Origin of the sequence: Halomonas sp. H2 (assembly GCF_050215315.1) — a bacterium.
GTDB lineage: Bacteria > Pseudomonadota > Gammaproteobacteria > Pseudomonadales > Halomonadaceae > Vreelandella.
In genome coordinates this window covers 3,750,408-3,771,157 of the sequence record NZ_CP189760.1, presented here as the reverse complement: position 1 = coordinate 3,771,157, position 20,750 = coordinate 3,750,408, and the positions used below count along the sequence as shown (strand labels likewise).

General features: G+C 57.1%; 18 protein-coding genes and 2 pseudogenes. 13 read left to right on the top strand and 7 right to left on the bottom strand.

The annotated features are described in order from the left end of the window. Window positions 1-104: 104 nt before the first annotated feature. The gene (locus ACQE2I_RS17520; protein WP_427029279.1) at window positions 105-1,643 is read right to left on the bottom strand and encodes an IS4 family transposase; all 1,539 of its coding nucleotides are present in this window, start codon (window positions 1,641-1,643) and stop codon (window positions 105-107) included. A 58-nt stretch (window positions 1,644-1,701) separates the two neighbouring features. Between ACQE2I_RS17520 and ACQE2I_RS17515 the strand changes: the two genes are divergently transcribed. From ACQE2I_RS17515 to ACQE2I_RS17485, 7 genes and pseudogenes are all read left to right on the top strand, one after another. Next, window positions 1,702-1,914, top strand: coding sequence for a hypothetical protein (locus ACQE2I_RS17515; protein WP_125749668.1), 213 nt, complete (start codon window positions 1,702-1,704; stop codon window positions 1,912-1,914). Then, entirely contained in the window at window positions 1,911-2,267 is a 357-nt protein-coding gene (gene tnpB, locus ACQE2I_RS17510) for an IS66 family insertion sequence element accessory protein TnpB (protein WP_125749665.1), read from the top strand. The genes ACQE2I_RS17515 and tnpB overlap by 4 nt, the downstream gene beginning before the upstream one ends. 45 nt (window positions 2,268-2,312) lie before the next feature. Continuing rightward, window positions 2,313-3,701: pseudogene (gene tnpC, locus ACQE2I_RS17505) on the top strand (IS66 family transposase); the annotation flags it as partial. Between the two features lie 155 nt (window positions 3,702-3,856). Next, entirely contained in the window at window positions 3,857-5,119 is a 1,263-nt protein-coding gene (locus tag ACQE2I_RS17500) for a site-specific integrase (protein ID WP_081193851.1), read from the top strand. Next, complete coding sequence (locus ACQE2I_RS17495) at window positions 5,116-6,060, top strand: tyrosine-type recombinase/integrase (protein WP_081194004.1); 945 nt, start codon at window positions 5,116-5,118, stop codon at window positions 6,058-6,060. The genes ACQE2I_RS17500 and ACQE2I_RS17495 overlap by 4 nt, the downstream gene beginning before the upstream one ends. Continuing rightward, window positions 6,057-7,061 (top strand): site-specific integrase, encoded by a 1,005-nt coding sequence (locus ACQE2I_RS17490; RefSeq protein ID WP_081193853.1) that lies wholly within the window; start codon window positions 6,057-6,059, stop codon window positions 7,059-7,061. The genes ACQE2I_RS17495 and ACQE2I_RS17490 overlap by 4 nt, the downstream gene beginning before the upstream one ends. Window positions 7,062-7,196: 135 nt before the next feature. Next, window positions 7,197-7,397, top strand: a pseudogene (locus ACQE2I_RS17485) (transposase domain-containing protein); the annotation flags it as partial. A gap of 149 nt (window positions 7,398-7,546) precedes the next feature. Here the strand turns inward: ACQE2I_RS17485 and ACQE2I_RS17480 are convergent. The 6 genes from ACQE2I_RS17480 to ACQE2I_RS17455 all read right to left on the bottom strand — a co-directional run bounded on the left by ACQE2I_RS17480 (window position 7,547) and on the right by ACQE2I_RS17455 (window position 14,224). Beyond that, on the bottom strand, window positions 7,547-8,500 hold the full coding sequence (locus ACQE2I_RS17480; protein WP_427029278.1) for an AEC family transporter: 954 nt from the start codon (window positions 8,498-8,500) through the stop codon (window positions 7,547-7,549). Window positions 8,501-8,569: 69 nt separating this feature from the next. Further along, window positions 8,570-9,445: a shikimate dehydrogenase family protein gene (locus ACQE2I_RS17475; RefSeq protein WP_427029276.1), complete on the bottom strand. Its 876-nt coding sequence runs from the start codon at window positions 9,443-9,445 to the stop codon at window positions 8,570-8,572. After that, window positions 9,442-11,328, bottom strand: a complete 1,887-nt coding sequence (locus ACQE2I_RS17470) for a bifunctional sugar phosphate isomerase/epimerase/4-hydroxyphenylpyruvate dioxygenase family protein (RefSeq protein ID WP_427029275.1) — start codon at window positions 11,326-11,328, stop codon at window positions 9,442-9,444. Before ACQE2I_RS17470 ends, ACQE2I_RS17475 begins: the two co-directional genes overlap by 4 nt. 28 nt (window positions 11,329-11,356) lie before the next feature. Beyond that, window positions 11,357-12,622 (bottom strand): TRAP transporter large permease, encoded by a 1,266-nt coding sequence (locus tag ACQE2I_RS17465; RefSeq protein ID WP_427029274.1) that lies wholly within the window; start codon window positions 12,620-12,622, stop codon window positions 11,357-11,359. Further along, complete coding sequence (locus ACQE2I_RS17460; RefSeq protein ID WP_427029273.1) at window positions 12,619-13,116, bottom strand: TRAP transporter small permease; 498 nt, start codon at window positions 13,114-13,116, stop codon at window positions 12,619-12,621. The genes ACQE2I_RS17465 and ACQE2I_RS17460 overlap by 4 nt, the downstream gene beginning before the upstream one ends. An 88-nt stretch (window positions 13,117-13,204) precedes the next feature. After that, on the bottom strand, window positions 13,205-14,224 hold the full coding sequence (locus ACQE2I_RS17455; RefSeq protein WP_427029272.1) for a DctP family TRAP transporter solute-binding subunit: 1,020 nt from the start codon (window positions 14,222-14,224) through the stop codon (window positions 13,205-13,207). Between the two features lie 175 nt (window positions 14,225-14,399). On the opposite strand from ACQE2I_RS17455, the gene ACQE2I_RS17450 reads away from it, so the two are divergent. The 6 genes from ACQE2I_RS17450 to ACQE2I_RS17425 all read left to right on the top strand — a co-directional run bounded on the left by ACQE2I_RS17450 (window position 14,400) and on the right by ACQE2I_RS17425 (window position 20,732). Further along, window positions 14,400-15,083, top strand: a complete 684-nt coding sequence (locus ACQE2I_RS17450) for a TetR/AcrR family transcriptional regulator (RefSeq protein WP_427029271.1) — start codon at window positions 14,400-14,402, stop codon at window positions 15,081-15,083. A gap of 150 nt (window positions 15,084-15,233) precedes the next feature. Continuing rightward, window positions 15,234-16,532 (top strand): class-II fumarase/aspartase family protein, encoded by a 1,299-nt coding sequence (locus ACQE2I_RS17445; protein ID WP_427029270.1) that lies wholly within the window; start codon window positions 15,234-15,236, stop codon window positions 16,530-16,532. Between the two features lie 184 nt (window positions 16,533-16,716). After that, a complete protein-coding gene (locus tag ACQE2I_RS17440) occupies window positions 16,717-17,550 on the top strand; it encodes a CoA transferase subunit A (RefSeq protein ID WP_427029268.1) in 834 nt (277 codons plus the stop codon). Beyond that, a complete protein-coding gene (locus tag ACQE2I_RS17435; protein ID WP_427029267.1) occupies window positions 17,550-18,323 on the top strand; it encodes a CoA-transferase subunit beta in 774 nt (257 codons plus the stop codon). The genes ACQE2I_RS17440 and ACQE2I_RS17435 overlap by 1 nt, the downstream gene beginning before the upstream one ends. A 25-nt stretch (window positions 18,324-18,348) precedes the next feature. Next, a complete protein-coding gene (gene pcaF, locus ACQE2I_RS17430) occupies window positions 18,349-19,551 on the top strand; it encodes a 3-oxoadipyl-CoA thiolase (protein WP_427031498.1) in 1,203 nt (400 codons plus the stop codon). 11 nt (window positions 19,552-19,562) lie between these two features. Next, window positions 19,563-20,732: an alpha/beta fold hydrolase gene (locus ACQE2I_RS17425; RefSeq protein ID WP_427029266.1), complete on the top strand. Its 1,170-nt coding sequence runs from the start codon at window positions 19,563-19,565 to the stop codon at window positions 20,730-20,732. Window positions 20,733-20,750 lie beyond the last annotated feature (18 nt).

The window sequence follows — 20,750 nt, the reverse complement described above, 5'->3', positions numbered from 1 at the left end:
GTGCGTAGGTTTCCTTGCGCTTCATGCGCCATTACTGCTATCCCGCATGCATAATAAATTGTGCTGCCTTCGGTTATTAGGTAAGCGCGCCATAAAACTTGCAATTACCCACAAGCCGATGATGCATCTGGATTGGCAGTTTGGAATCCAGCAACGAGATCTGCTAAGCGGATGAAGCCTCGCCATAGAACGGTGGGCCCTGGGAAAGGATCACTTGAGCGATCCAGATAGCCACCCAGGCGAGCGACAGCGGTCATATAAAAAGCTATATCGCGTCGTGTGCCTTGTCTGTTTGACGGCATTGATCGGTCGAGAAGAGCTCTTTCAATATCAGTAAAAACAGCTGCAGGAGAGGTCGTTGAGGATTGGCGCCGCAGTATAGTCAACCATGATATTCGCCAGGACACGACACAGCAGAGCGCAATGCAGTTGGCAAGTCGATCTGCTGTAGCGAGACGTATATCCTCAATGCGGCAACCCGTTTTCAGTGTCTTGAAGAATGTCTCGATATTCCAACGCCGTGAATACCAAACAAGCTTTTGCACTGCGTCGGCGTGAGTGGCAACGGGAAGGTTAGTGGCCAACTTCCAGATAATAGGGGAACGCCCTTCGGGCGGGTTTTTCTCTTCTGCAAAAATAATACCCAGCTTCTGTTTTGGGTATTTTTTCTGTTTTCCCATCGGTGGACAAACTGTCATCTTTGCATGCTTGACCGATAGGGTCGCCTGCTGTTGATTGCCTCGCTTGTCACGAAAGTGAATATCGTGTGTTCCACTGACCTGAGTCTCGGCCATCACTTGAGAAATCGTAGTGCCTCCCTCCTCGGCGAGACGATCAACGCAACTGCGGATCAAAAAGTGAGTGTCAAGATCTTGAGCCAGACAAAAGAGTTCAAAAATGTCACTCTCGCGATCACCGATATGCACGCACCGTTCAGGAGAACCTGCAAGCTCAGTAGAACGCTGCAGGTTGTCGAGCCAACGCATGCTTTCTTTCTGCTCGATGGGTACGCGGGTCGGATTAACCTTGCGCTTGAGAGCTTCTGTGCCTTTGAATTTGTTCCGCGTCCAGAATTTGGCAGCTGTCAGGCCCAAGGGCAACCCTTCCGTTGTGATAGCCAGACTAGCGTGCATTAAAAGCCCGCAGACGGTATGTTTAAGGTGCCGTCCTTCTTTCATCTTACGCCCGGTTGATTCATTGATGAAACCAATCTTCTCAGGTGACGAGCGCTTGAAGGAAAACTCGGTTGTATCCTGCAGGATCAAGATGGGGCCATCGGTGGCTTGGATGCGCAAAGCTGAGGCGGCAAAATGTCCCTCCAAAATCTTGTCCTCGCTGACATTCTCATTCGCGAAGAAGCGATAGGCGGCCTTGGTATTGGCCCAGTCCTGAAATGCGGTGGGTAGTGATTTGTCTGGCCGATCACCGAGTGCTTCCAGCATGACAGCCAACCTTTGATTCAGTCGCGCGTCCCCCAAGTCGCAGCCAGTCATTTCCTCGTTCACCCAATGTTGTCCCATATTGATACCTCTTATCATATCGAACGAACTGAGAAGCCAAAAAAACACATCGGGCTTTACTTTATCAACAGTATGCTTATGTAGCTGATGACTTGTGGGTAATTGCAAGGCCATAAAACCCATCTACCCACATTAATGTTGGCTGATCACACTGATGGTTTCTTTGATTTTGGAGATCATCATGAGCCGCGAACTCAATTCCACTCAAGCGTTTTGGTTAGGCCACCTGTCTTATGCCGCCGCATTGGAGATACCGTTAAGTACTTATGCCGAAGCACAAGCCGTGACGTTAGCCGACCTGATGGCGTGGGAAAAACGGTTAATCGTGCAAGGGTTTCCCGTGCCACCGCGTTGTCGTCCCGCCCGGTTTGTCGCGGTGGAGGTCGTCGCATGATTCGCCCAGGCACTGATCTACAGGTGTATCTGTGCCGAGAACCCGTCGATATGCGCAAGCAAATTGATGGCTTGGCGCTGTTGGTGCAGGAAGCCATGGCCTTGAACCCGTTTGATCAAGCGCTGTTCGTGTTCGGTAATCGCCAGCGCGATAAAGTGAAACTGCTGTTCTGGGAACGTAACGGCTTTGTGGTGTGGTACAAGCGTTTAGAACGTGAGCGGTTTAAATGGCCAACGCACCTTAATGGTGAGACCGTGACGTTAACCGGCCAAGAGCTTAACTGGCTGCTGGATGGCTATAACCTGAAGGCTATGCAGCCTCACAAAGCGTTGGATTTTCAGCGGGTTGGATAGCCGTAGCGCTCCTATTTTAAGGGCGTTTTTGGTAAACTATGCAATATGAAAAACGCCACTTCCTCCTCACCGACGGTTACCCAGCTTGAGCGCAAGCTGACCGCTGCTGACGCTGAAAATGCGCGGCTGTTGGCGTTGATGGAGAAAAAGGAAGCGCAGTGGGAGGCTACCAAGCAGTCGTTGTTTGAACAGTTCCGGCTTGCCCTGGAGCGTCAGTTCGGCCCCTCTACTGAGAAGTACCGTGTCGACCAGCGGGATCTTCTGATCAATGAAGCGGAAGTGGCGGTGGACGAGGAAGACGCATCGGAGAGCACCACCACTGTTGATGACGCGACGATCGACACCGCTACGCCTGCTAAGCGTCGCACGCGCGGCGGGCGCGTTGCGCTACCGCCAGAACTCCCGCGTGTCGAGGTCGTCCATGAACTGCCCGATCATGCTCGCCACTGCCACGATGACGGCACCGCGCTAAAGGTGATCGGTGAAGAGGTTAGCGAGGAGTTGCATGTGGTGCCCGCACGGATCGAGGTGATCCGTCATGTGCGACGCAAATATGCCTGCCCGCTGTGCGAAGAGGGCGTTAACACCGCCCCAGCGCCGGCCAAGCTGTTGCCCAAGAGCAATGCCAGCGCCACGCTGCTCGCCTATATCGCGACGGCTAAATACCAGGACGCGCTGCCGCTTTATCGACAGAGCCAGATCTTTGCCCGCCATGGCGCCGAGATCCCCCGCAATACCCTGGCGCGCTGGATGGTGCAAGCGGGAGAACGGATCACCCCGCTGATCAACACGTTGCGCCAACATCTCTTAAACGCCCCGCTGATCTATATGGATGAAACCACCCTCCAGGTGAATCAAGAAGCGGATCGTAAAGCGAGTGCCACGTCTTACATGTGGGTGCAGCGCGGTGGGCCGCCGGGCCAGCAGGTGGTCTTGTTCAACTACGCGGCCAGCCGCGCCGGACGGGTGCCCGTTGATCTGCTAGGCGACTATGCGGGGCGCTTAATCACCGATGGCTATGAAGGCTACGCCGAGGTCGTGCGCCGTAATGGGATCACCCATGCGGGCTGCTGGGCGCATGCCAGGCGTAAGTTCGTCGAGGCCCAGAAGGTGCAGCCCAAGGGGAAGACCGGCAAAGCGGACTGGGCGCTGAACCAGATCCGTAAGCTATACAGCGTGGAAAAACAGGCGAAGGCCCTTGAACCCGAGGCGCGTCACGCGCTGCGTGAACAGAAGAGCCGCCCATTGATCGATCAACTGCGCACCTGGCTCGACAAGTCACTGGCCCAGGTGCTGCCCAAAAGTGCGCTGGGTAAAGCCCTGCACTACCTGGATAACCAGTGGCCCCGCCTGACCCGGTTCCTGGACGATGGCCTGATCCCGCTGGACAACAATCCGGCGGAGAACGCTATCCGCCCGTTCGTGGTGGGGCGTAATTATCCTCAACCCTCAGTTATGGAAAGTTTCTGAGATAGTCCCTTCAAGATCGCTTTCTTACCGCTGCCTCGTGCCATTGGCAGTGATGATTTGCCTTCCATAATTACTGGTGGTGTTGTTTTAGCTCCCCCTCATCAGGAAGGAGAGCCACCATGTTTGAGTCTACTCATTCGTTGTATGCACTGGCGCATCAGTGGTTTGCCGATTCGCCGCTCAGTAATAATGAAGATGCTTATGTTCAGTTCCTAATCGAGCGCGGTTACGCGGTTGGTACGATCCAGGGATATTTCAGCAGCGTCGCGCATTTCGCCCATTGGTGCAGGACGCAACAAGTCGGTCTTGGCGATATCGATGAAGCGCTGGTTAACCGCTTTATGGATGAGCACCTGCCGGTTTGTCGATGTGCCGTCCGGTGCCGACGCGCACCTCGCGAGATGCACGCTGCGCTTGGGCATCTGTTTGCGATGCTCTGTGCTAAGGGGCATGGTATCCAGGCGGATAGTTCCCCGGTTTCCGCTCCTATCGCAACAGAACTTGAGGATTTCGACCGCCATCTTACTGAGGTACGAGGACTGGCACCAACCACGCGTTCAGTCCGGTTACGTCATTTGCGCGATTTTCTCATCTACTGTTTTAGCTCCGGGCCGGTGCACCTGAAGCGGCTCGGACTGTCGGATGTAATCCGTTTTATCGCCCATTACACGGCGGACTGGGCTCCGGCGTCGATACTTACCGCCACCACTTCGTTGCGCTGTTACTTCGCGTTCCGGGCCAGTCAGGGCGAGCAGACCTCCGCGTTGATCGCCGCTCTGCCTCGGATCGCGCAGTGGCGGCTGGCTGGACTGCCGCAGGTTCTGTCCAACGCAGAGATAGATCAGCTACTCGGTGCCTTCGATCGCTACCAGGCCACTGGCAAGCGCGATTACGCAATCGCGCGTTGCCTGCTCGATCTGGGCTTGCGTCGAACAGAAGTGGCTCGTCTGTGCTTGGACGATGTGGATTGGCGGACCGGAACACTGATCATTCGCAGTAAGGGCAAACGCACCGATGTGTTGCCTCTGCCCGATGTCACTGGGCATGCTATCGCCGAGTACTTGCTGGATGGTCGACCGAAAACCACGCGCCGAGAGCTGTTCGTTCGGCACCGGCCACCCCTCAATGCGGCAGCTGATCCGGATATCGTGCGCAACGCCATTCGTTATGCGGCGAAGCGCTGTGGACTCGAACACTGTATTCGCGGGACTCACATTCTGCGGCATACCCTGGCCGGTCGACTGGTGCAGGGCGGCGCCCGGTTCAAGGAGATCGCCGACCTGCTGCGCCATCGCAGTCTGGATACCACCACAATCTATGCCAAAGTCGATCTTGAGGCGTTGGCTCAGGTGGCTCTACCGTGGCCGGGGAGGTTGTCATGAGCACTCCTGTGACATTTACCGCTCGGGTCGACGCCTATCTGGATTACCGCCGACAGGCCGGCTTTGCATTAAAGATCGAGGGCGAACAACTGGCGCGGTTCGCGCGGTTCGCTGATCATATCTCGCCTGGGGGAGCTCTGACCATGCAGCTGGCTGAACAGTGGGCTTGCGCCTCAGGCCGACCAGGTCCGCTCACCGCTGCCCGCCGAATGGAACTCTTGCGCCCCTTCGCCCGCTATTGCCAACAGTTCGATCCGGCCACTGAGATTCCGCCCCGTGGGCGCTTTGGACCCGCTCACCGTCGTCTGACGCCACATGTTTTTACTGACGCCGAGATCCGTGCGCTGCTCGTGGCCTGTGCCGATCTACACCCGCCCGGCGGCTTGCGGGGGATCTGTTGCGCCACGCTCTTTGGACTGATTGCTTCGACGGGACTGCGGACATCGGAGGCCACCGGCTTGCAACGCCCAGATGTCGATCTCGATCGCAGTTTGCTGCATATCCAGAACACCAAGTTCGGCAAGTCACGTTGGGTACCGCTGCACTCCACCACGACACAGGCTTTGCAGCGCTACGTACAGCAACGAGATCGAGATCCTTTTGCGGCTACTACCGAGGCTTTCTTCCTCTTTGACTACGGCCGACCCGCGACCACGCAGGGCCTGGAATATGCATTCAAACTATTGCGACAATGGTTGCATTGGCGCTCCCGAGGCGGTCACCCGGCACCGCGTATTTATGATCTTCGCCACACCTTTGCCTGCCGTAACCTTGAGCGCTGGTATGCGCAGGGCCTCGACATCGACTGCCATATCCTGGCGCTATCTACCTACCTCGGTCATGCCAAGATCACCGACACTTACTGGTATCTCACCGCAACGCCCGAGTTGCTGGCCCGGGCAGCTCAACGCCTGGAACAATTTCAAGGAGGTGGCTTATGAGTACCTCGGTGCCGGTAACTTTTCCGTGCTTGCTACAGCAGTTTTTTGTGCAGCGCTTGATGCAGCAGCGCCAGGCCAGTCCGAATACCGTATCAGCCTATCGAGATACCTTTCGGTTGCTGCTGACATTTGCCCATCGGCGTCTTGGAAAACATCCCAGCGAACTTACGATGGACGATCTGAACGCCACGCTCGTTCTGGATTTCCTTCACTACCTCGAAGAGGAGCGCCACAACTCGGTTCGCAGCCGTAACGCACGATTTGCGGCGATCCGGTCGTTCATGGAGTACGTGTCCTTTCAGGAGCCTTCGGCCCTTGCCACCGCGCAGTCCGTGCTCGCCATCCCCATGAAGCGTTTTGAACAGCAACTGATTGGGTTCCTTTCGCGTGAACACATGGCAGCGATTCTTGACGCACCGGATCGCAATACCTGGACGGGACAGCGGGATCGGGTGATGTTAGCAACACTTTACAATACCGGCGCTCGCGTCTCCGAACTGATCGGAATGCGGCTAGAAGATCTGGTGCTTGGCCCCAGCGCTTCCGTGCGTATTCGCGGCAAAGGACGCAAGGAACGGTCGACACCCTTGTGGCCTGAGACGGCCGCGCAGCTTAAACGCTGGTTAAGAGCCTATCCTCGCCAGCCTGATCAACCGCTGTTTCCAAGTCGATCAGGCACCACTCTGACGCGCATAGGTGTGACTGAACGCTTGAAGCTTGCGGTCAGAGCAGTCGCTGCGCAATATCCCGAACTGGCCAAACGACGAGTATTTCCGCATCTGATTCGACATTCCATTGCCATGCATATGTTGCAAGCCGGTGTTGATATCACCGTCATTGCGCTATGGCTCGGGCATGAAAGCCCGGAGACCACTCACAAATATGTCGAAGCAGATCTGGCGATGAAGGATCGGGCATTGAAAAGCATCCAGGCGCCTTCCCAGGCATTGCCGCGGTACCAGCCATCGGACAGCGTGTTGGCGTTTTTACAGAGTCTCTAATTATGCAGGATTTATAGGGACCACCAACATTCAAGCAACACAGGGTAGATGCTGCTAAGTGCATCAACTGCCGAGCAAATCAGCATCTATCCTGACCATCTTTCAGAGCACTCAAAGACCACACCCTTCCATAACCGTAAAAACTGGTTGTTCAGCCATACTCCGAGCGGCGCTCAAGCCAGTGCGGCGATCTACAGCCTGATCGAAACCGCCAAAGCCAATGGTCTCTCGCCTTACGATTACTTGCAGTATGTCTTCGCGACACTGCCCACCCTCGACGATGATGACTTCAGCACGCTGCTGCCCTGGCAGTGGAAAGAGACATTACCGATCTAAGCGAAATCTGCCTAGATGTGGTTAGTGGCTCGCTTACAAAAATCGCGCGCTTTTTGCCCTCGACATTCACGCGTTTGGCAAGCCCCAGACGTTCCAATGTGTGCACACGATCACGAATACAGGTATGGCATAATTTGATAATCCTACACTTATTCAAAATGCATTAGCCCAAAGAGTGACATCAAACCGATTATCAGGCTAAGCGTGAAGAAGGAAGCTATCGTCGCTACAAGCATTGCTGCAGCGCTAACGCCGCCTAAACCATAACGTTGGCCAAACAGTGGGTAAATGCTGATCATCGGCGCGGCAGCAAATAGCAACGCACCGGCCATATAAAGTGGATCAATGCCGGGAACAAAATAGAAGGCGATGAAAATGAGCAGGGGGTGAATAAGCAGTTTGCCGATCACAATTTGACCTACGGCGCTCGCCATACCTTTAACCTGCAAGCCAAACAGCGCGCCACCGATCACAATCAGCGCTGCTGGGCCCGCTGCTTCGGCCAGCATATCAATGGCTTTAAACAGCGGCGCGGGAATCTTAATACCGGAAACGGCCAGGCAAATGCCGATCAGCAAGCCTACCAATACTGGGTTTTTGATGAGGCTAAGCGCCGTCTTTTTAACCGTTTTCCATACGTTGGAACCTTGATGGCTGCCCATTTCGGCAATAATCAGCGCCATAGGAATAATAATCAGAGTCTCAATGATCATATTGAGCGCCAACAGCACTGCTGCAGGCGAACCGATCACCATGGCTGCCACTGGATAGCCGACAAAACCGCTATTAGCTGCTGCCATGCCGAGTGCCTGCATGGCACTGGCATTTAGTGGCTGGCGCTGTAGTGTTAAGCAGAGCAGTAACCCCCCAATGAAAACGGCAATAGAGCCCAGGCCGTAAGCAAGCAGATAGTTGAGCTTGAAAATATCTTCCAGAGGCTGCTGGGTTAATGCTCGAATCACGAGTGCGGGCAGCGCGCAGTAGAGCACAAATACACCTACCCCCTGCATCTGCTCGCGCTGGATAATGCCGCTCCATCTCGCTATATACCCTAAGCCAATCAGTAGGAATATGGGCGTGGTAATCCCAAGAATAGCGAGCATGGCGGCCCCTTAGCGCATGAAGGCAAATGGTTGAGTTCGAGAATAATTGTACGCTATTTCTCTTGCGCTTCATGGCATGGAGTGAACAGAAGGCGTGACAAGTTGCTCGATATAATGCGTACGTAGCGGTATCACATGCGGATCGATCTGTTCAGAGGCGATGCAGTCGGCGGTGAAGAAGCGAAACGCATCCACGCCCTGAAACACAAACAGATCAACACCCGAAAGTGTTTTGGCACCCACCTGATGGGCGGCGTTTAACAGCTCGGTGTGGGCGGGGATGTAAACCGCATCAAAGACCCAGTGTTGGGCGCCTAGCCCGGCGGTATCGATTGGGCAGCCGGGATGGTTGATGTGACCAATGGGGGAGCAGTTGACCACGCCCTGCCAATGAGGCAATTCTTGCTGCGCCTGCTCTGGCATGATGCACGTCGCGTTAATGCCCATAGCATTAAGATCACGGCTGAGGCTCTCTGCCCGGGCGCTGTCATGTTCAAGAATGTGTATGCAACTGACGGCAAGCTCGCCCAGCGCACACGCCACCGCACGCCCTACGCCACCGGCGCCGATCAACAGAACCTCACCAGCAGGCTGGCTGCCGAAAGAGTGACGGTAGGCACTGATAAAGCCGGTGTAATCGGTGTTTTCAGCGCGCAGCCCCTCAGCGTCAAACAGCAAGGTGTTAGCGGTGCCTACCCGTTGTACGCCTGCACCGCAGATATCGGCCAACTGTGCGGCTTTTTCCTTGAAGGGGAAAGTAACGTTGGTGCCCCGGTAGCCCTCGGCACGCAGCCTTTGTATGGCGCTGGGAAAGTCAAAATCCGCCCCCCGGCTATCGACTAAATCGTAGCGTACCTGCTCGCCCAACGAGGCACCCAGGCGTTCGTGCAAATCGGGGGATTGCGATTTAGCAATGCCTTCCCCTACCAGCCCGAGTTTGATCATGCTTGGCTCCCTCCTGAGTCGTGGTTTGGCGTTTCTTGAGCAATACCATCAATTTCAGCTTCCAGGCGTTGCTGTGCCGTTACGCGCACAAAGGCATTCGGTGCGCCCAGCCCTTGGTAACCTTCCCGCTGCACCAGCTCAAAGAAGAACGCCTGGCGGCCGGGCTGGGTATACAGCTGATAGAAGTCGCCACTGCTGTCTTGATCAAAAAGGATGTGGTGCGCCTGCATCCACGCTTGAGTTTGTGCCGGAAGGTCAACGCGTGCGGCCAGGTCGCGGTAGTAGTTTCCGGGAATCGGTAGTACCGATGTGCCCGCTTGCTGCAGCGCTGTGCTGGTGTCGCGCATGGAATTGGTGCGCAGGGCGACATGGTGAACCCCCGAACCGCCGTATTGGCGCACAAAGCGGTTGCTGGCGGTATCTGGCGAGGCGCTGGCGTTAAGTGCCAGGCGGAAGCGGCCGTTGTGGTTCTGCAGCACCTGGCTCTGGATCAGCCCGCGTGGATCGGTGACATCGAAGGAGGGCGTTGGCTCCAACTGGAAAATAGCGCGGTACTGCAGCATCAGCGAAAGGTAGTCGTGGTAGGAGAGCGCCACGCTGATATGGTCGATATCCACCAGTGCCCCCTGAGAAACCGGTTGCACATCGACAGGGAACTCGCGATCCCAGGTGCGGCTAAGTTGCGAGTCGTCAATGATATAGGAGAGGCTGCCATCCACATTGCGCAGCGCGCTCATGCGATGGCTGGCGCCGACTTCTTCAGGCTCGACAATATCGTAGCCAAGCTTGTCTGCGCGTTTAAAGGCTTCATAAGCGTTGCCCACGCGCAGGCCAATGGCGGTGATGGCGGTGGCGTCGCGTCCCGGCACGCGGCCGGTGAAACTCGCCTCGGTGTTGAGCACCAGGTTAACGTCGCCCGCCGCCCAGCGCTCGGCGTTGAGCGTATGGTGACGGCCCACGCAGGCCATGCCCAGGGCGCTGAGTAACTCGCGCAGCGGTGCTAAATCGTCGGGCTCAACGGCAATCTCCAGAAAGGCGACTGATTCGATTGGTTGGGGCGCGGGAATGCCGCTGTCGCCCTGCATACTGCGTAGTAAATGGTAGGAACGCAGCCCGTCGCGGGCTGTCTGGTCGCTATGGCCCATGCGGAAGACATCGTTAAAAATCTCGTGGGAGAGCGGGCCGTCGTAGCGGGTCTCTTCCAGCATGGCCATGAACTTATCCATCTGTAGCTCGCCCTGGCCAGGAAAGCAGCGATAGTGGCGGCTCCACGACAGGTGATCCATGGAGAGGCGCGGCGCATCGGCGGTTTGCACGAGAAAGATGCGGTCTCCCGGAATGCGGCCAATGGTGCCCAGCTCCGTCTGGCGGGAGAAGATATGGAAGGTGTCCAATACCAGGCCGACATTGGGGTGCGCGGCGCGGCGTACCACTTCCCAGCTGTCGCGGTAATCGTGAATATGGCGGCCCCAGGCCAGCGCCTCATAGGCCACGCGCAGATGACGCCGCGCGGCACGCTCGCCCAGCTCATAGTAGTCATCGGCGGCACGGCTTAAACCCGGGAGCGAATCAGGGTGGACGGTACTGCACGCCATGAGCAGATCCGTACCGAGTTCCTCCATCAGGTCAAACTTGTGCTCGGCGCGATCAAACGCCCGCTCCCGTGCGCGCCCCCGCAGGCCTTCGAAATCGCGAAACGGCTGTAGCGTGACCAGCTTAAGCCCGCGGGCGCGAATCAGCTCCCCGGCTTCCCGCGGTGTACCGGGGAACGCCGTGAGGTCGTTTTCAAACAGCTCAAGCCCTTCAAAACCAGCCTGGGCGATGGCGTCTACCTTCTCTTCCAGCGAGCCGCTTAGGCAAACCGTGGCAATGGATGAGTACATGGCATCACGCTCCTTACTTTGAGTAATATCAGTAACCCGCCAGGCGTGGCAGGAAGGTGACCAGCGCCGGTACGAAGGTAATCAGCAGCAGGATCAAAAACTGCACGCCGAGCATCGGCAGAATGCGGCGGATAATCGGCCCCATTCCCACGCCGGAGACCGAGTCGGCGACAAATAGGCACAGCCCCATGGGCGGTGTGATCAGCCCCATCATCAGATTGAAGATCACCACGATGCCGAAGTGCAGCGGGTCGATACCCAGTGCCATGGCAATAGGGTGAAGGATCGGTACCAGCACCAAAATGGCCGCGATGCCTTCCAAAAATAGCCCTACCACCAGCAGTAGCAGAATCACCGCAATCAGGAAGGTCCACTGGGTATCGATACTCATCAGTGCCCATTCGGTGAGCATGTTGGGCACGCGCTCGAACGTCAGCACCCAATTGCCGGCAGCAACGGCACCCATGATGACCATAATCACCGCGCTGTCGCGCATGGCGCGGGCGAAGATACCGGGCAGGTTTACCAGCTTGATATTGCGGTAGAGCACCACGCCCAGAATCAGCGCGTAGACCACGGCAAAGGCCGCCGCCTCGGTGGGTGTGACGATACCGGCGAGAATGGCGCCGACCACAAACACCGGCATCAGCGCGGGCAGCAGGCCGTGGAGCAGGGCATGGCGGCGCGACTGCTGTTTTGATTGCGTGGCGCCTAGGTCACCGGCGAAAAAGTAGACGTAGATGGAGAGCCCCAATGCCAGCAAAAAGCCCGGCACGATACCGGCCAAAAACAGCCCCGGTACCGAGACACCCGAAACTGTCAGTGCATAGATAATCACCGGAATACTCGGCGGAATAATTGGGCCAATCACCGAAGAGGCAGCGGTAAGCGCAGCGGCAAAATCGCGTGGGTAGCCCTCTTTCTCCATCGCCGGGATGAACACCCGCCCAAGCGCGGAGGTGTCGGCAATCGCCGAACCAGAGAGGCCGGCAAATATCACCGATGCCCAGATATTGACGTGTGCCAGCCCGGCTTTCAGGCGGCCGACAATGGCGGAGGCTAGGTTAATAATCCGGTGAGTGATACCCGCTTCGTTCATCAGCTCGCCGGCCAGAATGAACAGTGGTATCGCCAGTAGTGGGAAGGACTCCAGGCCGCCGAAAAACTGCTGCGAGACAATACGGATGTGGTAGGGCAAATCGCCGGTGCTCATTAACACCGTAAGCGTACCCAAAATGGCAAAGGCAAACGGCACGCCAAGCAGTACGAGGGCTAAAAGCAGTACAAAGATCATGAGGACACCTCTTCACTGGTGTGCTCGCTCAAACGCCGCGCGCCCATCACCAGCGCAGAGAGGCTGAGCAGTCCACCGCCAGTCAGCATGGAGGCTTGAAACAGCCACATCGGCATACCCGTGCTTGATGAGGTGCGGCCACCACGCGCGGCGATAAATTCAACCGCCGACAGTATTAAGCCAATGCCGATCACCAGTACCATCAAATCGACAGCAACGGCCTGCCAGCGCACCCAGCGCGGCGGCAGCAGGCGTCGAATAAGGTCAAAACCGATATGCATGTCCTGCAGGTACGCCCAGGACATGCCAAACATTAGGCCGTAAATCATCAAATAGATGGCAGTGTCTTCTCCCCAGGTAATGGAGCCGCCATAGGTGTAGCGCGCAAAGGCATTGCCCGCGACCAGCAGGAAAATCAGCACCATGGCAAGCCCTGCCAAGCTGCCATTGAACAGGATCAGGCCGCGGTGTAGCCGGGCGAGAAGAGCAGACATAAGAGCACCTTCAATCGATGGTCAGGCACGCAGGGTCGCGAGTGGGCCACCTAAGGCCCACTCGCAAAGCGCTTTGATTAGGCGGGGGTTAGAAGCGCGCGGATGCTTCTCCCACGGCGGAAGAGAGACGCTCAATCCACTCCGCGTCATCGCCAAGCTCTTCGCTCAGGTACGCCTGTACCGGTGGCTGAGCCGCTTCACGGAAGGCTTCCATCTGTTCAGCGCTAGGCTGGGTCACTTCCATGCCCTCTGCTTCCAGCTTGGTGATCCCCTCCGCCGAATTGAACTGCTGAATGGCGCGGCCGGTGGTGCCAGCAACCACGGCGGCGCGCTTCACGGCGGCTTGCTCTTCTTCTGAAAGAGACTGGAATATCTCATCGTTGATCAGCAGGTGATCGACGCCGTAAACGTGGCGGTCTAGCGTGAGGTAGTCCTGAAACTCATAGAAGTTATTGCCGTAGATCACGGAGATCGGGTTCTCCTGGCCATCGACTACGCCGGTGGCAAGAGCCGTTGGCACTTCGCCCCAAGCAATACCCTGTGGCTCAGCACCTAGTCCTTCTACCATTTCCAGGTAGAGTGGAATGGTTTGAACGCGGAACTTCAGCCCCTGCATATCTTCCGGCGACTGAATCGTGCGCACGGAGTTGGTGAAGTGACGGAAGCCAGTTTCGCCGTAGGCTAATGTACGCAGGCCGGTCTCCTGCAAGCAGTGCTCGGCCAATGCTGTACCAAACTCGCCATCCATCACTTGCCACGCCACTGGTGCTGACGGGAAGGTGTAGGGGATATCCGTTACGGCGACCGCTGGGCAGAAATTGGCATAGGCGCCGGAGACCATCGCAATGCTGATCGTACCATCCTGGGCGCCTTCGATTAGCTCGGTTTCACCGCCGAGGGAGCCAGCGGGGTAGAGCTCTACGGTGAGATCCGTTTCGGCTTCCACTAGGTTTTTGAACACCTGACCCGCCGCGCCTTTTTTGGAGGTAGTCCAGTCATCGGGGTCAACGTGGGCAAAGCGTAGCGTTTGGGCAGAAGCATTCGCTGCGGCAACCAGCGTAGCCGTCGCGAGGGCCGCCGTCAGCGTGCGTTTTGAGATTAGAGACATTGTTGTTGTCCTCTTGTCGGGGCGTTGTTATAGGGGTTGGAAAAGCCTAAAGCAGAGGCGTGTTTAGCCGTTCCATACTGTCATAATCAACAATGTACGAAATGGTACGTTCAGTCAAGCTGTGGCATACTAGACAAAAGACAAAAGACGATCACGACAATAAAAGGCACGCTCTATGACAGCCCCTTCGACCAAGGCCAGCCCCCCTGCCGCGCGGCGACGGCGTAAAAATGACCCCGAATCCGTGCGCGCCGATATTCTTGCGGTGGCTACCCGCGAATTCTCAGAAAAAGGCCTCTCTGGGGCACGGATCGATGAGATCGCCGAGAAAACCCGCGCCTCCAAACGTATGATTTACTACTACTTTAATGATAAAGAGTCGCTTTACCTACATACCCTAGAAGCCGCCTACCAGAAAGTGCGCCTCCAGGAGGCCGAGCTGGATCTTGACCACCTGGCCCCACTTGAAGCACTAAGTCGACTAGTGCGCTTTACCTTCTGCCATCACGCCAAAAACCCTGACTTTATTCGCCTGGTAATGATCGAAAACATTCATCATGGCCGCTTTTTGGCGCAGTCAGAGTTGATTCAGTCACTCAACGCTGGGGTGATTGATGCGCTCACCAGCGTCTATGCTCGTGGTCTAGAGGCCGGCTGTTTTCGCGAAGGCTTAGATCCACGGGAGCTGCACTGGCTGATTAGCGCGCTGTCATTTTTCAATGTCTCAAACCAGCACACCTTTTCGCGGATTTTTGATTGGCAACAAGCCGCGCCTGAGAACCAGCGCAAACTAGAAGATCACGTTACCGAGATGGTGCTGCGCTACGTAGGCACCGACACCACGCTGTCGCAGTCGTAAGTACCGACCTATTTAGCGTATGGTTCGAATGGCGAACATATGTACATATTCTGTTCTAAGTCGTACCTTTGTGGACTGTTTTGCTGGTTCTGAACAACGTTAATAGGAGGCTTAACGCCTATGCCCGCCGCGTTTTTAAAGCACCCCTTTATGAGTCAACACGCACTGGGCGAGTGTGATGATGACGCCATGGTAAACGCCATGCTGGCCTTTGAGTTGGCCTTAGCGGAAGTACAAGAAGCGAGCGGTGCTGTGCCTGGCGGCACGAGCCAGCAAATGCGCTCACAGTTAGAACATATCGCCTTTGATAGCGAAGAGATCGCGGCGGGTATCGCCAGCGGCGGTAATGTAGCGATCCCCTTTGTAAAACATAGCCGCGTGCGGCTTTCCGAAGACATTAAGCGTTACTGGCACCAGGGAGCGACGAGTCAAGACGTGGTCGACTCCGCGCTGATGCTACTACTTAAACCACGCTTGGCGGCGTTGGATAGCTTGCTGCTGCGCTGCCGTTCAGCGGCGCTCTCGTTGATGGACGCTCACGCTGATACGCCCATGGTAGGGCGTACGCTAATGCAGCAGGCACTGCCGCTCACCTTTGGCGTCAAGGTGGCTCACTGGGCGATCGGCCTGGAGCAAAGTCGTCGCCGCTTGGAAGAGATGGAGTTGCCCGTGCAGTTTGGCGGGGCGGTGGGCGTACACTCGGGGTGGGATAACCTGGGGCTAGAGTGGATGGACGCCTTGGCCGAGCGGTTGGGATTGTCTGCCCCTGTACTCCCCTGGCATACCGACCGCTACCCAATCCATGCCCTCGGCACGGCATTGGATGCAGTGGCGGGGGCGGCTGAAAAAATCGCCCTAGATGTATCGCTACTGACGCAAACCGAAGTAGGCGAAGTGGCGGAGCCTTCTGCTCCAGGTATGGGCGAGTCTTCGTCGATGCCCCATAAGCGTAACCCTGTACGCAGCGCGCTGATTCGCGGTGCAGCGCGACAAGTGCATGGCCACACCAGCGTGTTGATCAACGCTGCCGCCCAACCCCTTGAACGCGGGTTGGGCGAGTGGCATGCGGAGTGGGCGCCGTTAATGGAGAGCGCTCTACTCGTCGAAGGAGCACTAGAGCAAGTTGCCGTGCTGTTAGAGGGAATGGAGGTTTACCCAGAAAAAATGCAGCGCAATTTGGCCGCCACCGGTGGCGGCATTATGGCTGAGCCCGTCGCGCGTCTGCTGTCTCCTCAGCTAGGGGCTGAGGCAGCGAAAGCCATTAGTGCTGAGGCAGCCGAAACCGCCCGCCTTACTGGGCGCCCTTACGCGCAGGTGATCGCCGAGCATGCTGACATCAAAGGGGTTGTGGATGCCACTGCGCTACGTGACGCCTGCGACCCTGCGTTATACCTTGGTAGCGGTGCGCGCCAGGTTGAACGTGCTAAGAAATGGCTAAATTCTCAATAACTATTTGAAAATAAATCTATTTAAAAGATTTTTTAAATTTTAGTGCAATGAGTTGCCATCGAGTTGCGTGCCAACAGATTTGACCCTATTTGCGTTCGGCAGTAAATTGTTCGTATAGAGAATCTATGTTCGTTTAGCGAACAAGCGCTCATCAGTCAGCACAACCAGTTAAGAGGCATTCATCATGGCCGAGTTTCTCAGCTTGCATGACGCGGTAGCACGCTACGTCGAAGACGGCGCTACCGTGGCCATGGAAGGCTTTACCCACTTGATTCCGTTTGCCGCCGGTCACGAAGTGATCCGCCAGAAAAAACGCGACCTGACGCTGATTCGCATGACCCCCGATATCATCTACGATCAGTTGATTGGTGCGGGCTGCGCTAAAAAGGTGATTTTCTCCTGGGGCGGCAACCCCGGCGTAGGCTCGCTGCATCGCCTGCGTGATGCGGTTGAGAAAGGCTGGCCGCATAAGGTTGAGATTCTGGAACATAGCCACGCGGCCATGGCTTGCGCCTTTGAGGCGGGCGCCGCCGGTCTGCCTATGGCGGTTTTTCGCGGTTACATCGGCAGTGAATTGCCCAGCGTGAACGATCAAATCAAGTTCATCGAGTGCCCGTTTACCGGTGAGCGCCTAGCCGCTGTGCCGTCGGTGCGTCCGGATGTATCGATCATTCACGCCCAGCGGGCGGATCGCCAAGGCAACGTGCTGGTAGAAGGCATTGTCGGCGTGCAGAAGGAAGCGGTACTCGCCGCCAAACACAGCATTGTCACGGTGGAAGAGGTAGTCGATGACCTCCAGGCGCACCCCAACGCCTGCGTGATCCCAAGCTGGGCCATTAGCGCCATTGCGGTGGCCGAAAAAGGCGCGCTGCCTTCTTACACCCACGGCTACTACGGCCGCAGCAACCGCTTCTATAAAGAGTGGGATGCCATCGCTCGCGACCGCAACACCTTTACCCAGTGGCTCGATGATAACGTTTTTAACGCTGTTCAAAATCATACAGGGGAGAATATCTAATGAGCCTCGAATATACCTCTTCTGAAATGATGTCGGTCACCGCGGCGCGGGCGCTGGAAAATGGCATGACCTGCTTTGTGGGCATCGGGCTGCCCTCTGAGGCCGCCAACCTGGCGCGGCTGACGCACGCCCCTGATGTGGTGCTGATTTATGAGTCCGGCACGCTGCAAACCAAGCCCGATATTCTGCCGCTCTCGATTGGCGATGGCGAGCTATGCGAATCAGCGCTCACCACCGTGGCGGTGCCAGAGATGTTCCGTTACTGGCTGCAGGGCGGCAAAGTGAATGTGGGCTTTTTAGGCACCGCGCAAATCGACCGTTTTGCTAACCTGAATACTACGCTAATTGGCGATTACAAAGCACCCAAGGTGCGCCTGCCGGGCGGCGGTGGGGCGCCGGAAATTGCCACCAACGCGGGCGAAGTGTTCATCACTCTAAAGCACTCCAAGCGGGCGTTTGTAAAAGACGTCGACTTCGTCACCACACTCGGTTTTGGCCGCGACGGCAAAGGCCGCGATAACGTGCCCAATATTGGCAAAGGCCCTACCCGCGTGATCACCGACCTGTGCGTGATGAAGCCTGACCCTGACACCAAAGAGCTAGTGGTAGTATCGCTGCACCCTGGCGTGACCCGCGAGGCCGTGATTGACGCGACCGGCTGGGAAATCCGCTTTGCCGAGCAGCTTGAGAGCACGCCCGAGCCCAGTGAAAAAGAGCTGACGATTTTGCGTGAGCTGAAAGCGCGCACCGAGCGGGCCCACGCGGACGCATAAGGAGTTTTCTATGAGCGATATTGATGTGAAAAACGTCTATCTCTGTCATCCCCGCCGCACGGCAGTAGGCCGCTTTGGCGGCACCTTGGCCAGTGTGCGTCCGGATGATTTTGCCGCGACGATTTTTAAAGCCGTACTGGCAGAAGCGCCGGATCTCGACCCGGCCGCCATTGAAGAAGTCTTCATGGGCTGTGCCAATCAGGCCGGGGAAGATAACCGTAACGTGGCGCGCATGTCGTCGCTGCTGGCGGGCATTCCTACATCGGTGCCCGGCACGACCATGAACCGCCTCTGCGGCTCGGGTATGGACGCCGTTGGCACGGCCTTTCGCGCCATTAAAGCCGGTGAGATGGAACTGGCGTTGGCAGGCGGCGTGGAGTCCATGTCTCGCGCGCCCTACGTGATGGGCAAGGCCGATAGCGCCTTCGCTCGCGGGCAGAAAATCGAAGACACTACCATCGGGTGGCGGTTTATCAATCCGCTAATGAAGAAAGCCTATGGGGTGGATTCGATGCCGGAAACGGCAGAGAACGTTGCCGAGCAGTTCAACATCTCCCGGGAAGATCAGGACGCCTTTGCGCTGCGCTCCCAGCAGAAAGCTGCTGCCGCCCAAAAGGCTGGGCGCTTTGCCCAAGAGATCACCGCCATTGAGATCCCCCGCCGCAAGCAGGATCCGCTGATCTTTGATACCGATGAGCACCTGCGGGAAACCAGCCTGGAAAAACTGGCGGGTTTGCCTACCCCCTTCCGCGAAGGCGGTAGCGTAACCGCTGGCAATGCCTCTGGCGTCAACGACGGTGCTGCGGCGATGCTGGTGGCCAGTGAAGCGGCGGTTAAACAACATGGTCTAACGCCGATGGCGAAAATCATCGGTATGGCCACGGCGGGCGTTGAGCCGCGCATTATGGGCTATGGCCCGGTACCGGCTGTGCAGAAACTGCTCAAGCGCACCGGTATCTCAATTGACGATATTGATGTGTTTGAGTTTAACGAGGCCTTTGCCGCCCAGGCGCTGGCGTGTATGCGCGACCTGGGCCTGCAAGACGACGACCCCCGGGTGAACCCCAACGGCGGTGCGATTGCCCTGGGTCACCCGCTGGGTATGTCCGGCGCACGCCTGCTGCTCACCGCCGCCCACGAGCTGCAAAACAGCGGCAAGCGCTACGCGCTGTGCACCATGTGCGTGGGTGTTGGCCAAGGTATCGCCACGCTGATTGAACGCGTTTAACGGAGAAAATCATGGCATTTTATACCATCAATGGCCGCAGCGTGGCTTACCGGCTGCTCGGCTCAGAAGTAAACCCCCTTGTGGTGCTGGCGCACCCATTGGGAATGAGCCAAGCCGTGTGGGACGACGTGATCCCCGTGCTGCTGCCCCGCTATCGGGTGCTGACCTGGGATCTACCCGGCCATGGTGCCAGCCAAGCGGTCAGCGGTACGCAAATTACTCCCGCTGACTTGGCCGCTGAAGCATTGGCGCTGGCAGAACGTGCTGGCGCTGAGCGCTTTCACTTTGCCGGTACCTCCATTGGTGGCGTGGTCGGCCAGCAACTGATTGCCGCCCATAGTGATCGTCTGCTTTCTGCCACGTTGACCAACACCGGCGCGGTGATTGGCAACGCGGAACTATGGAACATGCGCGCTGGCCGTGTCCGCCAAGAAGGGCTGGCGGCGATGTCTGAAGAGATCGTGCCGCGCTGGTTTGCGCCGGTGGCCTTTGAGGCAAGCCCGGCGTTGAAAGCGGGCTGGTGCACCCAGATGGGCCGTGGCGATGATGAATCTTACGCCCAACTGTGTGAAATGCTCGGCCGCGATACCTTCACGGGCAAATTAGCGGCGAAGAGCGCCAAGGTACAGCTGTTCGGCGGTAGCGAAGATATGGCCACCCCGCCTGCCACCCTGGAAGCACTGGCTGCTGAACTGGATGGCGCCCCGTTGGAAGTGTTTAACGGTATTGGTCACGTGCCTTCAGTGGAAGCGCCGGCGCTGTTCGCGCAAAAGCTGCTTGCCGTGTTGGCAACTGATTTAGGTGATGTGGCCAATCAGGGCGTGGCTTACGCTACCGGCCTTGAGGCCCGTAAGCAGGTATTGGGGGAAGAGCACGTGGCGCGTTCTACCGCCAACGCCAACAGCCTGGATGCGCCTTTCCAACAGATGATTACCCGCCTAGCTTGGGGCGAACTGTGGAGCAACGACGATTTAACCCGCCGTGAGCGCAGCATGATCACCACCGGGATCCTCGCCGCGCTCGGCCGTGAAGAACTAACGCTGCACTTAAAAACCGCTAAGCGGATTGGCTTGACCGAAGCCGAGCTTCGCCAAGTATTGATGCATGTAGCGATTTACGGCGGCGTCCCGGCAGCCAATCACGCCTTTGCCCTCGCCAAAGAGCTGGGCTGGGGCGAGTAGCGAGTCAACATAATTGAT

Bases quoted from the DNA above. Each gene is read 5' to 3' on its own strand.
- ACQE2I_RS17460 (WP_427029273.1), bottom strand. From the start codon at position 13,116: ATGTCTGCTCTTCTCGCCCGGCTACACCGCGGCCTGATCCTGTTCAAT.
- ACQE2I_RS17470 (WP_427029275.1), bottom strand. From the start codon at position 11,328: ATGTACTCATCCATTGCCACGGTTTGCCTAAGCGGCTCGCTGGAAGAG.
- ACQE2I_RS17480 (WP_427029278.1), bottom strand. From the start codon at position 8,500: ATGCTCGCTATTCTTGGGATTACCACGCCCATATTCCTACTGATTGGC.
- ACQE2I_RS17495 (WP_081194004.1), top strand. From the start codon at position 5,116: ATGAGCACTCCTGTGACATTTACCGCTCGGGTCGACGCCTATCTGGAT.
- ACQE2I_RS17475 (WP_427029276.1), bottom strand. From the start codon at position 9,445: ATGATCAAACTCGGGCTGGTAGGGGAAGGCATTGCTAAATCGCAATCC.
- ACQE2I_RS17435 (WP_427029267.1), top strand. From the start codon at position 17,550: ATGAGCCTCGAATATACCTCTTCTGAAATGATGTCGGTCACCGCGGCG.
- ACQE2I_RS17515 (WP_125749668.1), top strand. From the start codon at position 1,702: ATGAGCCGCGAACTCAATTCCACTCAAGCGTTTTGGTTAGGCCACCTG.
- ACQE2I_RS17455 (WP_427029272.1), bottom strand. From the start codon at position 14,224: ATGTCTCTAATCTCAAAACGCACGCTGACGGCGGCCCTCGCGACGGCT.
- ACQE2I_RS17490 (WP_081193853.1), top strand. From the start codon at position 6,057: ATGAGTACCTCGGTGCCGGTAACTTTTCCGTGCTTGCTACAGCAGTTT.
- ACQE2I_RS17445 (WP_427029270.1), top strand. From the start codon at position 15,234: ATGAGTCAACACGCACTGGGCGAGTGTGATGATGACGCCATGGTAAAC.
- ACQE2I_RS17520 (WP_427029279.1), bottom strand. From the start codon at position 1,643: ATGGGTTTTATGGCCTTGCAATTACCCACAAGTCATCAGCTACATAAG.
- ACQE2I_RS17450 (WP_427029271.1), top strand. From the start codon at position 14,400: ATGACAGCCCCTTCGACCAAGGCCAGCCCCCCTGCCGCGCGGCGACGG.
- ACQE2I_RS17500 (WP_081193851.1), top strand. From the start codon at position 3,857: ATGTTTGAGTCTACTCATTCGTTGTATGCACTGGCGCATCAGTGGTTT.
- ACQE2I_RS17440 (WP_427029268.1), top strand. From the start codon at position 16,717: ATGGCCGAGTTTCTCAGCTTGCATGACGCGGTAGCACGCTACGTCGAA.
- ACQE2I_RS17465 (WP_427029274.1), bottom strand. From the start codon at position 12,622: ATGATCTTTGTACTGCTTTTAGCCCTCGTACTGCTTGGCGTGCCGTTT.
- ACQE2I_RS17425 (WP_427029266.1), top strand. From the start codon at position 19,563: ATGGCATTTTATACCATCAATGGCCGCAGCGTGGCTTACCGGCTGCTC.
- tnpB (WP_125749665.1), top strand. From the start codon at position 1,911: ATGATTCGCCCAGGCACTGATCTACAGGTGTATCTGTGCCGAGAACCC.